A 15,509-nucleotide genomic window follows, 5' to 3' on the forward strand; every position below is an offset into this window, starting at 1 on the left:
GATCAGCATCTTCGGCTCGATGCCATATTCCGGCATTAACGCCTGCACCCGGTCGATATCCAGCGTGCGCGGCGTCAGGTGGTTGATATGGCAGCCCGGGAAGCAGACCACATCGGCAATCAGCCGGTGTTCGTTGTGTAGCGCCAGGTATGTCTCATGATCGACCGTGGCGTGACGATGCCACCGGAAGGTTTCCAGCGCCTCCTGAACAAACTCGTCGGCCTGCGCCGGGGTGAACGCTCCTTCCGCCTCGTGCAGGTCAATCAGCGCCAGGCAGCGGGGAGTAAAGATGTTGCGACGGGCGAGGATCTCTGCCGCTTTCTCGCGCAGGGCAAGATTGTCGATCAGTTCCAGGCGCAGCAGCGAGGTAAAGATACGAAACGGGTTACGGCACAGCGCGGCATCGTCTACCGGGCGAAAGGCGGTGGAGTGGACCGGCACCCCGGCCTGGGAGAGATCGTAATAGCTGACCGGGAACATCCCCATAATGGCGAACATACGTCGCAGGGTCGCCAGCTCCAGGGCCGTACCAACACGGATCGCCCCGTGGCGTTCGAGGTTGAGACGGGCGAGTTCATCCGCGTTGGCCAGTTGTTCGTGCAGCTTCGGGTTATTTTCCAGTACCGCCAGATTCACATCCGCTACCAGCTCCAGCAAAGTGCCGTACTGCGGAACTTCCTGCTGGTACATCGCCGACATAGCCTGCGAAAAGTTTTCCCGAATATCATCAGCCGTGATGGTGTTCGCCATGATGTCATGCCTCCAGTGAATATTACCTGGAGTGTAGAGAAGGCCGTTGCTGCTGTTTGGAAGAATTTACGAATTGTGATCTGAGTGGTTGGCTGCCTGTTTTTCATGCTTCGCTGTTCAAGAAGCGATAACCCCCCCGATCTGAAGTGAAACGAAAATATCCGCTAACAAACATTTATATCCTGCATTATTAATAGTGGCAGCACTGTACATATTTTAACTTTTATTATTCTGATTATTTATTGAAATTCCCGCTGTCATTAACCCCATAGCAAAATTATTCGCTCATTTTCCGCACTATGAATAAATGATAATTATTATCGCAACAGTCTGAATTTTCCGCCGTTAAATCTGGTTAATGACCCTCTTTGATAAATATCAACTACCTCTTTTAAAGCATCAGGGAAAATAAGGACATTTTTTATGAGGGAATAATATGTCTGTACCTGAAAACAATGAAGATGACTTCCCGTCCGGGGTGTCGCGCAGAAGTTTCCTGAAGGCGGGTTCCGCCGCCATCGCGTTGCCTTTTTTGACCTCCGGGCGTGCAAGCGCCTCTACGCCTGGCGCAGAGGCCCCTGCGGTGGGTACGACGCCTGCCGCACGGGTGGTGCAAACCTGCAGTACCTTTGACTGCGGCGGTAAATGCGATATTCGTGCGCATATTGCCGATGGCGTAGTGACCCAAATTACGACCCGGCCGGATGCCGCACTCGATCCCGATATGCCGGTGATGCGAGCCTGCGTGCGCGGCCGTAGCTATCGTAAATTTGTTTATCATCCCGATCGTCTGAAATATCCCATGAAACGGGTAGGTAAGCGTGGCGAAGGTAAATTTGAACGCATATCCTGGGATGAGGCGACAACCCTGATCGCGGATAATATTACCCGCATTACGAAGAAATATGGTCCTGAATCCCGCTTCGTGCACAATAATACCGCAGTCAGCGGCGGCACTTTTTCCGGCGATAAAATGATGCGCCGTTTATTGAACCTGACCGGCGGGCATCTGGAATATTACCACTCCGTCAGTATGGGCAATACCGCCGCCGCCACACCTTATACCTACGGTACGGTCGCTACCGGCAATTCCCTTGATACGTTGCAGGATACCCGCCTGGTGATCCTCTGGGGGCATAACCCGACGGAAACCATTTTCGGCCATACCAACCACTATTTTCAGCAGATGAAGCAGAACGGCACCCGCTTTATTGTCGTCGACCCGCGCTACTCCGATACCGTGTCGTCGCTGGCCGATGAGTGGGTTCCGCTTTTACCGTCAACCGATAACGCGTTGATGGATGCGATGATGTACGTCATCGTCAGCGAAAACCTGCACGATAAAGCCTTTATCGATCGCTATACCCTGGGCTTTGATGAGGAGAACATGCCGGAAGGGGTGCCCGCTAACGAGTCGCTGATAGCCTATCTGATGGGCAAAAAAGATGGTGTGGTGAAAACGCCGGAATGGGCAGAAAAAATCACCCACGTCCCGGCCCAGACCATTCGCCAGCTCGCCCGCGACTACGCCACCACCAAACCCGCGGCGCTGATCCAGGGATGGGGGCCGCAGCGCCATATCTGCGGCGAGCGCACCGCCCGTGGCTCCACGCTGCTGGCGACCATCACCGGTAACGTCGGCGTAAAAGGCGGCTGGGCAGCGGGCTACGGCGGCATCGGCAACCGTAAGTTTGCCACCGGCCCGGAGATGCCGGACAACCCGGTGAAAGAAAAAATCTCGATCATGAACTGGGTGCAGGCCGCCGATGATGCCAGCAAGGTGACGCCGGAAGATGGCCTGACGGGGGCAACGCAGCTGAAGAGCAATATCCGGCTCCTGTTCTCGCTGGCGGGCAACTACCTCGCCAACCAGAACCCGGATATTCATCAGGCGGTGAAAGTCCTGGAAGATGAATCCAAAATTGAGTTTATTGTCGCGAGCGATCTCTACCTGACGCCCAGCGCCCGCTATGCGGATCTCCTGCTGCCGGAAACCAGCTTTATGGAGCGCTGGAACATTGGCGAAAGCTGGGGTACCGGCAGCTATCTGATTCTGTCCGAAAAGATCGTTGAGCCTGAGTTCGAACGCCGCTCTGACTATGACTGGCAGCGGGAAGTGGCGGCGAAGCTAGGTATCGAAGCGCAGTTCAGCGAAGGCCGCAGCGAGAAAGAGTGGATTGAGCACATCTGGGAGCAGACGCGCCTCTCCATGCCAGATGAACATCTGCCTACCTTTAGCGAGTTACAGCAACAGCGTCAGCATCTGTTCAAAAGCAAACCGCTTATCGCCTTCGAAGCGAACATCCGCGACCCGGAGAATAACCCGTTCCCGACACCATCGGGCAAAATTGAGATCTTCTCAAAGCGGCTCTATGACATGCATAACCCGGACATCCCTGCCCTGTCGCACTACGTTCCAGCCCAGGAAGGCCCTGAAGATGAGCTGACGAAACAGTTCCCGCTGCAGCTCATCACCTGGAAGGGCAAAAACCGCGCTAACTCCACCCAGTACGCCAACCCGTGGCTGCAGGAGGTGCAGGTTCAGAAGCTGTGGATCAACCCGCTGGATGCGGAAAAACGCGGCATTCGCCAGGGTGACACGGTCTGTATTCATAACCAGCGCGGCATCTGCCAGGTGCCGGCAGAAGTGACCGTCCGGATCATGCCTGGGGTCGTCGCCATGCAGGCTGGCGCCTGGTGGCTACCGGACGCTAACGGCGTCGATCTCGGCGGTTGTCCAAACGTTCTTAGCTCGGCGCGTATCACTCCGCTTGCTAAAGGTAATGCTCATCAAACCATGCTTGTGGAGGTCGCAAAGTATGACGCAGCAGTTTAATGATTTTCCCCCCGTCAGCGATAAACAGCTGGGGTTCTTTATCGACTCATCCCGCTGCTCAGGCTGTAAAGCCTGCCAGGTGGCCTGCAAGGATAAACATAATCTCGAGGTGGGCCGTCGCTTCCGCCGCGTTTACGAGGTGAAAGGCGGCGGGTTTATCCCAACCGGACAGGGTGGCATGGCGCAGAACGTCTTCGCCTATACCCTGTCGATCTCCTGCAACCACTGCGCAGATCCGATCTGCACTAAAAACTGCCCGACAACGGCCATGCACAAGCGGCCCGGCGACGGCATCGTGCGGGTTGATACCCGCAAATGTGTGGGCTGCGGCTACTGCGCCTGGTCCTGTCCTTATGGCGCGCCGCAGATGAATGAAGAGACGGGCCAGATGTCCAAATGCGATTTTTGCGTCGATCTGCAGGCCAAAGGAGAACAGCCGATCTGCGTCGCTACCTGTCCGCTGGGTGCCATCAAGTTCGGCCCGATTGACGAACTGCGCGCCCGCTACGGCAGCGTCTGCGATGTGCAGGGACTGCCGGATTCATCCATCACGCATCCTAACCTGGTGATCAAGCCACACCAGGGCGCTGAGAAAGAGGAGCAACCGCATGCATGAGTTGCCGTTACTGATATTTACCCTTCTGGTACAGGGTTCCGTTGGCATCACGCTGTTCCTCACGCTCGGCGCGGGTGCGGCAAAACCGCTCCCGCAGGCAACGCGCCAGCTGCTGCCGGTATTGCTGACAGCCTGCGTGATGGGTGGCCTGGGGTTAATCGCCTCCACCCTGCACCTGGGCTATCCGCTGAACGCCTTTAACGCGCTGCGCCACGTCGCCAGCTCGTGGTTAAGCCGTGAAATCGTCTTTGCCAGCTTCTATCTGGCTGTGCTGGGGCTGTGTACGCTGATCCTGCTGGTGAAAAAGCGACTGGTCAGCGTCCTGTTACCCATTGCGGCGCTGCTGGGGCTGATTGACGTCTGGTGCATGAGCGCCATCTACGCCAACAGCTCTATCATCACCTGGATGCACTTCAACACCTGGCTGATGTTTTATGGTGCGGTGGGCATCCTCGGCGCGGTGGCGATGGCCTGGCTGCCGATCCTCAACACCGGGCCGGTAATGCAGACGCGCAAAACCCTGTTACGCCTGGCGGTGGTGTGCGTGGTGGGCATTGTCGCGATCCGCCTGCTGGCGCAGCCGGCATACATGGATTATCTGGCCAACGCGCCGCTGAAGAGCGTGGTGACCCTGCCTCATCAGCCGCTGGAGGCATTTGCCCGGCTTGAAGGGCTGCGCCTGGTCTGCTGGGTCGCCTCTGTCGTCGGAGCGGTACTGTTTGCCGTAAGCGGCTGGCGCAACCGCAGAACCGGGCTTCTGGCCGGTGGTGTGCTGCTGGTGCTGGCGGAGATCGCGTTCCGCTTTGTTTTCTTTAACATTCACTGATGGCTATTTTTCGCCTTAACGCTAAGTCCCCTGCGCCCCCCGGCGTGGGGGCTTCTTGTTTGCGCCGCACCTTCCCTCGCCACCCCTGCCGCGCCTGCGCAGACGCGTGCCCGGTGGCGGCTATTACCCTTTCCGCCGCCGGGCAGACGATCGATGACGCGAGCTGTCTGCGCTGCGGTAACTGCCTCTTTCCGTGTCCCACCGATGCCCCGGAAAATCTGACTCCCACGCTCAGGAACTATCAGGCCAATCGCTTAGTCGCGCCGTTTTCAGCCTGCATAACCGCCGATGAATTACTGATGTGGCATTTCCAGTATGCCATCCGGGGCGTGGAACTGGAGAGCGCGGCCCATCCGGTGTGGGTCCGGGCTGTCGCCGAATTAAACCTCACCCTGCGGCAGCTCCGGGAGCCGGAGTGGCAAATTTTTCCGCCGACGCCCCGCGCCGTTAACCCGCTACGTCGTCACTGGCTGCACATCCCCGAGGAGAACATCCAGTCAGGCCGGGTCAGCGCCGGTCGCCGCGCCCGCAGAGCGTTATTATCGTCCTTCAGCGAGTATCAGCTCTCCTTGTCGTTGTCCCTGTGTATGGCCTGCGGCGCCTGCGCCAGAGCCTGCCCTGAAAATGCGCTTCAAATAACTGAGACGGCGCTGGCGTGGGACCCTGCCCGCTGTACGGGCTGTAACAGTTGTACCGCTGTCTGCTTTTCCGCTGCGATCCGCATTGAGCACCAGCTACAGGCCGCAACGCCACAACGCTATCCGTTTGCGGTAAAAACCTGTCGTAGCTGCCATCACACCTTCTACACCTTCTCCCCTGAGGCGGATCGCTGTCATATCTGCCAGCGCCACGCTTTCGCAATGCGGGAAGCGTAACCCCTTTAATGTTGCCATTTTGTTATGCAAAATGGCTCTCTCCCCCTACACCTTCTCACCAGGTCTCCCCTGATAGCGCATGTAAGCGACAGATTTTATTCGATGCTTTACTAAAACTGATGAAATGTTAATGATATTTTGCTATCAAGTTATCAAAATTAAATAACTTTTCTTGTCACGCTGAAGGCTCTGTTTTTAACATCGCTTATGGAAAAAAATGGCTTGTTTTCTCAGCGCATTCGTCTGCGCCATCTTCATACTTTTGTGGCCGTCGCTCAGCAGGGTACGCTTGGGCGCGCGGCTGAAACCCTTAATCTGAGCCAGCCTGCGCTTTCAAAAACGCTGAACGAGCTGGAGCAGCTCACCGGCACGCGGCTGTTCGAACGCGGGCGCCTGGGCGCGCAACTGACGCTCATGGGCGAGCAGTTCCTGACTCATGCCGTCAAAGTCCTGGATGCCCTGAATACCGCGGGCCAATCGCTGACGCGGCGTAACGACGTGGTGCCCGATGTCGTGCGCATTGGTGCCCTGCCCACCGCGGCGCTGGGCATTTTGCCGGCGGTCATCGGCCAGTTCCACAAGCAGCAGCGCAACATCACCTTGCAGGTCGCCACCATGAATAACACCATGCTGCTGGCGGGCCTGAAGTCGGGCGAGCTGGATCTGGGGATCGGCAGAATGTCGGACCCGGAGCTGATGAGCGGCCTGAACTATGAGCTGCTCTTCCTGGAGTCCCTGAAGCTGGTGGTCCGTCCGCGCCATCCGATCCTCAACGATACCGTGACCCTCAGCCGGGTGATGGAGTGGCCGGTGGTGGTGTCGCCGAAAGGCACCGTGCCGCGCCAGAATGCCGAAACCTTGCTGCAAACCCAGGGATGCAAACTGCCACCGGGCTGCATTGAAACCCTCTCGGCCTCGCTGTCGCGTCAGCTGACGGTCGATTATGACTATGTCTGGTTTGTCCCGTCCGGGGCGGTGAAAGAGGATCTGCGTCAGGGTACGCTGGTGGCGTTACCGGTGACGACGCCCGGTCCAGGCGAACCGATTGGGGTATTAACCCGCGTGGACGCCCCGCTCTCCGCCGCCACCCAGACGCTGCTGAGCGCGATACGTAAATCGATGCCAGTCTAATCTCACCTCTCTCCAGCCCGTCGTAATGACGGGCTTTTTGTTTCCATTAATCAAATAATGCGAAATCATTCATTAACAATTGCACTAAACAATTTAACAGATTTATCATACCCGCCGATTTCACCAAATGGTTCATTTTAATAACGCAGCGGTGATCTTCCAGACGCCATTCTGGCGTCATGCTCGACATTTTCATTAAAGATCTTCTCTTCTGTTATCCATTTGGTTCAGGTTTAAATCTGCCCTGTCCAGTGAAGAGACGATTATTTCAGGAGACAGAAATGGCTATAGGTAATTCGCTACGTGGGTTCCCCCGGTTCCTGCAGTGGCTACTGGTTGGTCTGATGGCGATCATCGGGCTGGCCGTTGGTGGACTGGGCTTTAAGCTCGTCACCGTAGGGGGAAGCGGGTACTTCCTGAGCATGGGTGTGGTGATGCTGATCGCCGCATTCCTGATCGCGCGCGGGCGCACCAGCGGCATTCTTCTTTACGCGGTGGCGTTTATCGCCTCGCTGATCTGGGCCGTGAGCGACGCAGGCTGGGATTTCTGGCCGCTCTTCTCACGCCTGTTCACTTTTGCGGTGCTGGCGTTCCTGGCCGCCCTTGTCTGGCCGTTCCTGCGCGGCGCAGATCGTCCGGTCAATAAAACCCCGGCGTTCGGCGTTGCCGCCGTGCTGGCGGTGTTGATGCTGGTGAGCCTTGGCTGGATGTTTAAACCGCAGACCCTGGTTGCCGCTAACGAACCCGTACCGGTAAAACCGGTGGCCGCGGGGCAGCAGCAGAAAAACTGGGCGCACTGGGGTAACACCACCCACGGCGACCGCTTTGCCGCTCTGGATCAGATTAACAAGCAGAACGTGAGCGATCTGAAAGTAGCCTGGGTTGCCCACACCGGCGACATTCCCCAGAGCAACGGCTCCGGGGCGGAAGATCAGAATACCCCGCTGCAGATTGGCGATACGCTCTACGTCTGTACGCCCTACAGCAAGGTGCTGGCGCTGGATGTCGACTCCGGCAAAGAGAAGTGGCGCTATGATTCCAAAGCCACCGCGCCAAACTGGCAGCGCTGCCGTGGTCTGGGCTATTTTGAAGAGAGTACAAATGTGACAACGTCACAGGCGGAAACCCAGCCTGCCGCCTGTCCGCGTCGTCTGTTCCTGCCGACCACCGATGCCCGTCTTATCGCCATCAACGCCGATACCGGCAAGCTGTGTGAAGATTTTGGCAAGCATGGCGTGGTCGATCTCAGCGTCGGTATGGGTGAAGTGAAGCCTGGCTACTATCAGCAAACCTCCACCCCGCTGGTGGCGGGCAACGTCGTGGTGGTAGGTGGCCGCGTGGCGGATAACTTCTCCACCGATGAGCCGCCGGGCGTGGTCCGTGCCTATGATGTGCACAGCGGCAAGCTGGCCTGGGCCTGGGATCCGGGTAACCCGAACATCACCGGCCTGCCGCCGGAAGGCCAGACCTATACCCGCGGGACGCCGAACGTCTGGTCAGCCATGTCCTATGACGCGAAGCTGAACCTGATCTACCTTCCGACCGGTAACGCCACCCCGGACTTCTGGGCCGGTCAGCGTACCGAACTGGATGATAAATACAGCTCCTCCATTGTGGCAGTGGATGCCACAACCGGTCAGGTACGCTGGCATTTCCAGACCACCCACCACGATCTCTGGGACTTCGACCTGCCGTCGCAGCCGCTGCTGTACGATCTGCCGGATGGTAAAGGTGGCTCCACGCCAGTGCTGGTGCAGACCAGCAAGCAGGGCATGATCTTTATGCTCAACCGCGAAACCGGCCAGCCGGTGGCGAAGGTGGAAGAGCGTCCGGTGCCTGCCGGAAATGTTGAAGGCGAGCGTTACTCCCCGACCCAGCCATACTCCGTCGGCATGCCGATGATTGGCAACCAGACCCTGACCGAATCGGATATGTGGGGCGCCACGCCGGTTGACCTGCTGCTCTGCCGCATCCAGTTTAAAGAGATGCGCCACCAGGGCGTCTTTACCCCGCCGGGTCTGGATCGCTCCCTGCAGTTCCCGGGCTCGCTCGGCGGCATGAACTGGGGCAGCGTCTCGGTTGACCCGAACAACAGCCTGATGTTCGTGAACGACATGCGCCTGGGGCTGGCGAACTACATGGTGCCGCGCGCCAACGTAGCCAAAAATGCCAGCGGGATTGAGATGGGGATTGTGCCGATGGACGGGACACCGTTTGGCGCCATGCGCGAACGCTTCCTGTCGCCGCTGGGTATTCCGTGTCAGAAACCGCCGTTCGGCACCCTGTCTGCCGTGGATCTGAAGTCCGGCAAGCTGGTGTGGCAGGTGCCGGTAGGTACTGTGGAAGATACCGGTCCGCTGGGCATCCGCATGCACATGCCAATCCCGATTGGCATGCCGACGCTGGGCGCGTCGCTCTCCACCCAGTCTGGCCTGCTGTTCTTCGCCGGTACGCAGGATTTCTACCTGCGCGCGTTCGATACCGCCAACGGGAAAGAGATCTGGAAAGACCGCCTGCCGGTGGGCAGCCAGTCCGGGCCGATGACCTACGTGTCGCCGAAAACCGGCAAGCAGTACATCATCATCAATGCGGGTGGCGCGCGTCAGTCTCCGGATCGTGGAGATTACATCATCGCCTATGCGCTGCCTGATAAGCAGTAATCGCGTTTAACCGTCGAGCCGGCCACCTTTGTGGCCGGCTTTTTTATTTCTACGGCTTAGCGGAGAGAGAATTTTCGATCCAGGTTGCCGTCTTGCCGTTCTGGTAACTCGCCACCAGGTTCTGATGGACGCCTGCTGGCCAGCAGCTGCGTAAGACGGCGCGTTTTGTCTCCTCGAAGAAGGGTTTATCCCCTGCGGCTTCGTAATCCGTCGCGCGGCCATTGAGCTTGACGTTAAACGAAACCGTCACCCTGCCGGAATAGTTCTGCGCCGCGGCCTGCTCAGGATAGCGCGGCTGCACCCGGTATACGTCGCCGTCGCAGTCCGCCTGCCCGTTATCGACGGTCGATGTGCTGCCGCCCACCGGGAAAGATAACCCGACCCCCACTCCGCTGCTCCCCCCGCCGCCGCCGATCCCGATGCCGCCCACCCCCACGCTGCCGCCGGAGGCACACCCGGCCAGTAACCACGCTGTGCAAACCACCTGCGTAAATCGTTTCATCGTCCTGTTCCTCTTTAGCCCTTACATCCATCATAGCGGGGAATAAAAAAAGGGTTCATGTCGAAACATGAACCCTTTTTTGCCCGGCGGCGCTTCGCTTGCACGGGCCTACGGTTTTGTAGGCCGGGTAAGCGCAGCGCCACCCGGCAGGATGCGGCTGGGGATCAGAACGTTTCCCAGTTATCCCCATCGGCAACCGCCGGACGCAGCGGTGCGGCTGGCGCGACAGGCGCCGCTTTACTGCTGCTGCGGGCCTGGCCCATACCCTGCAAGCGGAAGGCGCCTACCGCTTCGGTCAGACGGGCAGCCTGATCTTCCAGCGAGGCCGCCGCGGCGGAGGCTTCTTCCACCAGCGAGGCGTTCTGCTGGGTCACTTTATCCATCTCCGAGATCGCCTGGCTGACCTGCACAATGCCCCGGCTCTGCTCGTCGGAAGCGGCGGCAATCTCCAGCATGATATCGGTGACGCGTTTAACCGCTTCCACAATTTCGCTCATGGTGTTACCTGCGGCAACCACTTCCCCGGAGCCCTGATCGATGAGCGAAACCGACTCGCTGATCAGCCCTTCAATCTCTTTCGCAGCGTTGGCGCTGCGGCTGGCCAGGGTGCGGACTTCGCTGGCGACCACCGCAAACCCGCGCCCCTGCTCACCGGCACGGGCGGCTTCCACCGCGGCGTTCAGCGCCAGGATGTTGGTCTGGAAGGCGATGCTGTTGATCACCGCGGTGATTTCGGAGATTTTCTTCGAGCTGCTGGAGATGTTGCCCATGGTTTTCACCACCCCGGAGACCATCTGGCCGCCGCGGCTGGCTTTACCGGAGGCATCTTCCGCCAGCTTGCTGGCGTGGTGCGCGTTATCGGCGTTCTGCTTCACGGTGGCGGTCAGCTGTTCCATGCTGGCTGCGGTCTGCTCAATCGCCGCGGCCTGCTGCTCGGTACGTGATGAGAGATCGGTGTTACCGGCAGAGATTTCGCTGGTGCCGCGGTAGATCTCTTCCGCGCCCTGACGCACGGTGCCCACGGTATTCACCAGCGAGCGCTGCATGGTTTGCAGATCGTGGGTCAGACGGCCAATTTCACTGCGCCCGGTCTGCTCTTCTGGCAGCGTCAGATCGCCTTTCGCAATATGTTCAATGCGGGTTGCCGCACGTTGCAGCGGGTTAATCACCGTGCGACGCAGAACGATAAAGGTGATCACCGTCAGCACCAGGGCCAGACCAAAGGCGCCGATCATAAACATCAGCCCCAGCTGGGTGCGGGTGTGCGCCTGTTCGGTGAGCATATTCGCGCGTTCGGTACGGATCTTGATCGCTTTCAGCAGCACCTCGTTGTAAGCATCATCCAGCGGACGCGCCGTCTCGTTTTCGTGGTTGATGATGGCTTCAAACATGCCGTTTTTGGCATATTTCAGCATCGGCTGCATGCCATCAATGTAGGCCTGGTAGTTGGTCTTCAGATCGCCATCCAGCGCTTCGTCCGCCGGGGTGCGAACGCCACGGCTCATGTAGGCGGCAAAACCGGCCTGGGACTGTTTAAGGCGCTGCTCTGCTTCCGCGATGTTCTTTTTCATCTCATCCATTTCGGCGATACGGCTGGCAGCGCCCGCATGGATCATGTTGATACGCGCCGTGCGCAGATGGTTTGAACTGTTTGACAACCCGGTACGGACCTGGATCTCAGCCGTTACATCCTGCTGATCTTTATCTGCCTGGAGTAAAAAATAACCTGCCAACCCCGCGCTCAGGGCAAACAGCAAAATAATGCCACCCAAAATCGAGGAGAAAAGCGGAAGCAGCCTGATGTGATGCAGGAAGCCCAGCTTATGTTGCGCCCGAACTGTTGTTGTTTTGTCCATAGCCGTAGACTCTCTCATAGGTAAGATGCGTGGAAACACGCCTGTAAAGTAGTCATCGGCACGACAGAGAATTTGATTACGGCTAAAATCGCAACACTGGTCACACTTTCGCAATGATTTTTAAAGAGATGTCGTCCCGCTGCCCATAAAGGTGCAGCGGGAGAGAGAAGGTTTATCAGTTATCGCCGAAATGGATAACGGTACGGATGGATTTCCCTTCGTGCATCAGATCGAAAGCCTCGTTGATCTGATCCAGCGGCAGGCGGTGGGTAATGAACGGATCGAGCTGAATTTTGCCCGCCATCGCGTCCTCTACCATACCCGGCAGCTGGGTGCGCCCTTTTACGCCGCCAAACGCGGAGCCACGCCATACGCGGCCAGTCACCAGCTGGAACGGACGGGTTTTGATCTCCTGACCCGCACCGGCCACGCCGATAATCACGCTTTCGCCCCAGCCCTTGTGGCAGCACTCCAGCGCGGCACGCATGACGTTGACGTTACCAATGCACTCAAAGCTGAAGTCGACGCCGCCGTCGGTGAGTTCAACAATGACGTCCTGAACGGGCTTGTCGTAGTCGTTCGGGTTGATGAAGTCGGTCGCGCCCATTTCACCCGCCAGTTTGAATTTTTCCGGTTTGGTGTCCACCGCCAGAATGCGTCCAGCTTTTGCCTGCACCGCCCCCTGGATCACTGCCAGACCGATGCCGCCCAGACCGAATACCGCCACGGTATCGCCCTCTTTCACTTTGGCGGTGTTGTGGACGGCACCAATACCGGTGGTGACGCCGCAGCCCAGCAGACAGACCTTATCCAGCGGCGCCTGCGGGTTCACTTTTGCCAGCGAGATTTCAGCGCAGACGGTGTATTCGCTGAAGGTGCTGGTGCCCATGTAGTGATAGATCGGCTCACCGTTGTATGAGAAACGGGTGGTGCCGTCCGGCATCAGCCCTTTACCCTGGGTGGCGCGCACCGCCTGGCAGAGGTTGGTTTTGCCGGATTTACAGAACTTACACTCGCGACACTCTGCGGTGTACAGCGGGATGACGTGATCGCCCGGTTGCAGGCTGGTGACGCCCTCGCCGACTTCCACCACCACGCCACCGCCCTCATGACCGAGCACCGCCGGGAAAACGCCTTCCGGATCGTCACCCGACAGGGTAAACGCGTCGGTGTGGCACACGCCGGTGTGGGTGATTTTGACCAGCACTTCACCCTTCTTTGGTGGCGCCACATCAATTTCAACGATTTTCAACGGCTGGCCTGGGCCAAATGCAACAGCAGCACGTGATTTCATCTTGCTTTCCTTTTAGTGATGTCAGGTGTTTATTTTAGATAAGAGCGCAGCAAATGGCCGACTTCCGCCATTCTTACAGCCCGCTGATCGGCGGTGGTATCGCCCGTCACCAGCTCATCTTTGAGGTGAATTTCAACCATCTCGCCCATCAGCCCGTTTGCGGCGCCGCGCACCGCGGCGATTTGCTGCAGGATAGCAAGGCAAGGTTCGCCGGACTCAAGCGCCCGCTCCAGGGCATCGACCTGTCCGCGAATGCGGCGCACGCGCGTCAGGACACGTTTTTTGTCTTCAGGTGAATGTGGCATCGGAGGGCTCCTGGATACTGTAGGGGGGTATACTATTTTATTTTACACGGAGCTGTAAACGGGAATGTTCAGAGAGGTGTCGCAATGGGACGGGGAAGTCAGGGTGGGACAGCTGTGAGGACACTTCAGAAGATGCTGCTGCCCTGGTTAAGGGCAGTTTGCGTCGGCTATTTTGCCAGACCTTTATTATGCGGGTGCCACCGGCGTAAGTGATGCTTAAATATCATCCTGCGTGAAACCCACAACAATTTCGAGCGTATTGCGTATGACGTCGGCAGCTTCCTGATCCGCTGTTTGTTCAAGCGCGTAAATTAGCTGAAGAATAATTTGTTTATTGGTGAGGTTATCACCACTGAGAATAATACATCTTATCGCTGAACCTAAGATGGCAGACTCCACGGACAAGGCACCGCCGGCTGAACGGAAGTAGGATGCCAGCGCCTGGTCCTGAAGGGCATTGAAATGCGGTGTGTGCTGAGAAATATTAGGTTGCATATTATCCACCCAAAGATTAATGTTTTTTATCGTATTTATGCTGAGTATCATTCACCATAAGATGGTGCATCCTGTTGACATAACAATGACTTCTGGATTCTGTCTGTACGCCACGACTGGATTTAACCTTTTGCTCAACCTCTAATGCTGCCGCCGACAGTGCACTTCGTCGTTCAACATCACGCTCTGTGCTGGCCATAATTTTCAGTTTTACTGCCAGCGTCTTAAAATTTATCGGACCGTTGTCTTTTAAAATTAACAACACAGCTTCGCCAATAAGATCGTCCCTCAGCTTTTCAGATTTCGTTCTATGCATAACTGTTCTCACGCGACTGAACGTAGCCGGGCTACCTCTCATCGCTATCAATATACTATTTTGCGTAAGATGCTTTTCCACTTTGCGCAAACGCCTATATCGACTGCTTTAATACACAGAAGCGCTAACACTCTCTATCGTTCAAAAAACAGTGCGATCAGCTCATTATAGTGGGCAATTTCTGCTTCATCTTCCGTTTCTTCTACCCGGCGTAATAACCTGGTACAGATAGCCAGTCGGCTCAGGTTACGTCCCTCATTCAGAATCTCACCGACAATGAGCCCCAGCGTCTCCTGCTGGCTACGCAGACTGGCTTTATTAAAATAGGCGGTGATTGCCTCAGCTGAACTTTGGCGCGAACTGTTACCTCGCATAGATGCTCCGGATTGACATTTAGGTTAGGGGTTAAAGTGATGTTAAAATATACCAAACCGCCATAGTTGTACATGGCGTATGTACAAGTTTTTGCGATTTTACATAGCAACCTAAGTTAATTTTAAAAATATCAACGCCTTAAAAGGCATTAAAAATTATCTGGCGTTCAAAGCTTACAAAAAACTATTTTCAGTAAGCGATTAATTAATAAGACTTAAGAATCTTCCATTAATCATGGAACTCCGCTTGAAAACAGCGCTTCCCGCGCATCATAAACTGCCCTACTGACCGCTCAGTTCTACATCCAGGTTGTACAGCTTCGGCCACGTCAATGACACTTTAACGATTAACATGATTCCGGGAGCGTGGTGGGGAAAAGGCTGAGCGTAACCTGACGCTTTTCAGCATAACCTTAAGGCAATATTTGCAATCCCCTACCATGCTTAGGCTTTTTGTCTATAAGGAGCCCACGCTATGAGACGCCTGTTTACCTCAATTTTCTCCAGCCCTGAGTCGCTGCTACAGGTGATGAGTCAGCAGGAGATTATTGAGGCCGTGGAGGACGGGGACCGCATCATTATCGATCAGGATGGTAACGCCTCGGTCAACTATAAAAGTAAAGAGGTGCGACAGGACTTCCTGCGCCATGTTAACGCGCTGAAGAGGGCCTGA

At 56.7% G+C, this 15,509-nt stretch carries 15 protein-coding genes; 7 read left to right on the plus strand and 8 right to left on the minus strand.

The window, feature by feature from the left end; translation table 11 throughout:
* Positions 1 to 750: VOC family protein (locus WFM46_RS15710; protein ID WP_336997973.1), on the minus strand; the 750-nt coding region annotated here is incomplete at its 3' end.
* Between the two features lie 436 nt (positions 751 to 1,186).
* Here WFM46_RS15710 and WFM46_RS15715 point away from each other — a divergent pair.
* The 6 genes from WFM46_RS15715 to WFM46_RS15740 all read left to right on the plus strand — a co-directional run bounded on the left by WFM46_RS15715 (position 1,187) and on the right by WFM46_RS15740 (position 9,694).
* Positions 1,187 to 3,586 (plus strand): DMSO/selenate family reductase complex A subunit, encoded by a 2,400-nt coding sequence (locus WFM46_RS15715; RefSeq protein ID WP_336997974.1) that lies wholly within the window; start codon positions 1,187 to 1,189, stop codon positions 3,584 to 3,586.
* Complete coding sequence (locus WFM46_RS15720; protein WP_103179739.1) at positions 3,570 to 4,202, plus strand: DMSO/selenate family reductase complex B subunit; 633 nt, start codon at positions 3,570 to 3,572, stop codon at positions 4,200 to 4,202. Before WFM46_RS15715 ends, WFM46_RS15720 begins: the two co-directional genes overlap by 17 nt.
* On the plus strand, positions 4,195 to 5,028 hold the full coding sequence (locus WFM46_RS15725) for a dimethyl sulfoxide reductase anchor subunit family protein (protein ID WP_336997975.1): 834 nt from the start codon (positions 4,195 to 4,197) through the stop codon (positions 5,026 to 5,028). The genes WFM46_RS15720 and WFM46_RS15725 overlap by 8 nt, the downstream gene beginning before the upstream one ends.
* Entirely contained in the window at positions 5,028 to 5,903 is an 876-nt protein-coding gene (locus WFM46_RS15730; RefSeq protein WP_336997976.1) for a 4Fe-4S binding protein, read from the plus strand. Before WFM46_RS15725 ends, WFM46_RS15730 begins: the two co-directional genes overlap by 1 nt.
* 207 nt (positions 5,904 to 6,110) lie before the next feature.
* Entirely contained in the window at positions 6,111 to 7,034 is a 924-nt protein-coding gene (locus WFM46_RS15735; protein ID WP_103179742.1) for a LysR substrate-binding domain-containing protein, read from the plus strand.
* Between the two features lie 281 nt (positions 7,035 to 7,315).
* A complete protein-coding gene (locus WFM46_RS15740) occupies positions 7,316 to 9,694 on the plus strand; it encodes a glucose/quinate/shikimate family membrane-bound PQQ-dependent dehydrogenase (protein ID WP_336997977.1) in 2,379 nt (792 codons plus the stop codon).
* Positions 9,695 to 9,743: 49 nt separating this feature from the next.
* On the opposite strand, the gene WFM46_RS15745 is transcribed toward WFM46_RS15740, so the two are convergent.
* The 7 genes from WFM46_RS15745 to ycgZ form a co-directional block, all read right to left on the minus strand.
* Positions 9,744 to 10,196, minus strand: a complete 453-nt coding sequence (locus WFM46_RS15745) for an energy transducer TonB (protein WP_336997978.1) — start codon at positions 10,194 to 10,196, stop codon at positions 9,744 to 9,746.
* Between the two features lie 164 nt (positions 10,197 to 10,360).
* A complete protein-coding gene (locus WFM46_RS15750) occupies positions 10,361 to 12,052 on the minus strand; it encodes a methyl-accepting chemotaxis protein (RefSeq protein ID WP_336997979.1) in 1,692 nt (563 codons plus the stop codon).
* A 175-nt stretch (positions 12,053 to 12,227) separates the two neighbouring features.
* A complete protein-coding gene (locus WFM46_RS15755; protein WP_336997980.1) occupies positions 12,228 to 13,346 on the minus strand; it encodes an S-(hydroxymethyl)glutathione dehydrogenase/class III alcohol dehydrogenase in 1,119 nt (372 codons plus the stop codon).
* A 29-nt stretch (positions 13,347 to 13,375) separates the two neighbouring features.
* Entirely contained in the window at positions 13,376 to 13,651 is a 276-nt protein-coding gene (locus WFM46_RS15760) for a metal/formaldehyde-sensitive transcriptional repressor (RefSeq protein ID WP_103179747.1), read from the minus strand.
* A gap of 216 nt (positions 13,652 to 13,867) precedes the next feature.
* Positions 13,868 to 14,146, minus strand: a complete 279-nt coding sequence (locus tag WFM46_RS15765) for a biofilm development regulator YmgB/AriR family protein (RefSeq protein WP_156654579.1) — start codon at positions 14,144 to 14,146, stop codon at positions 13,868 to 13,870.
* Positions 14,147 to 14,162: 16 nt separating this feature from the next.
* Positions 14,163 to 14,462: a hypothetical protein gene (locus WFM46_RS15770; protein ID WP_180210204.1), complete on the minus strand. Its 300-nt coding sequence runs from the start codon at positions 14,460 to 14,462 to the stop codon at positions 14,163 to 14,165.
* Between the two features lie 134 nt (positions 14,463 to 14,596).
* Positions 14,597 to 14,836 (minus strand): regulatory protein YcgZ, encoded by a 240-nt coding sequence (gene ycgZ / locus WFM46_RS15775; RefSeq protein WP_103179748.1) that lies wholly within the window; start codon positions 14,834 to 14,836, stop codon positions 14,597 to 14,599.
* A gap of 475 nt (positions 14,837 to 15,311) precedes the next feature.
* Between ycgZ and WFM46_RS15780 the strand changes: the two genes are divergently transcribed.
* Positions 15,312 to 15,509, plus strand: coding sequence for a hypothetical protein (locus WFM46_RS15780; RefSeq protein ID WP_103179749.1), 198 nt, complete (start codon positions 15,312 to 15,314; stop codon positions 15,507 to 15,509).

It is taken from the genome of Leclercia sp. M50 (assembly GCF_037150775.1).
GTDB lineage: Bacteria > Pseudomonadota > Gammaproteobacteria > Enterobacterales > Enterobacteriaceae > Enterobacter.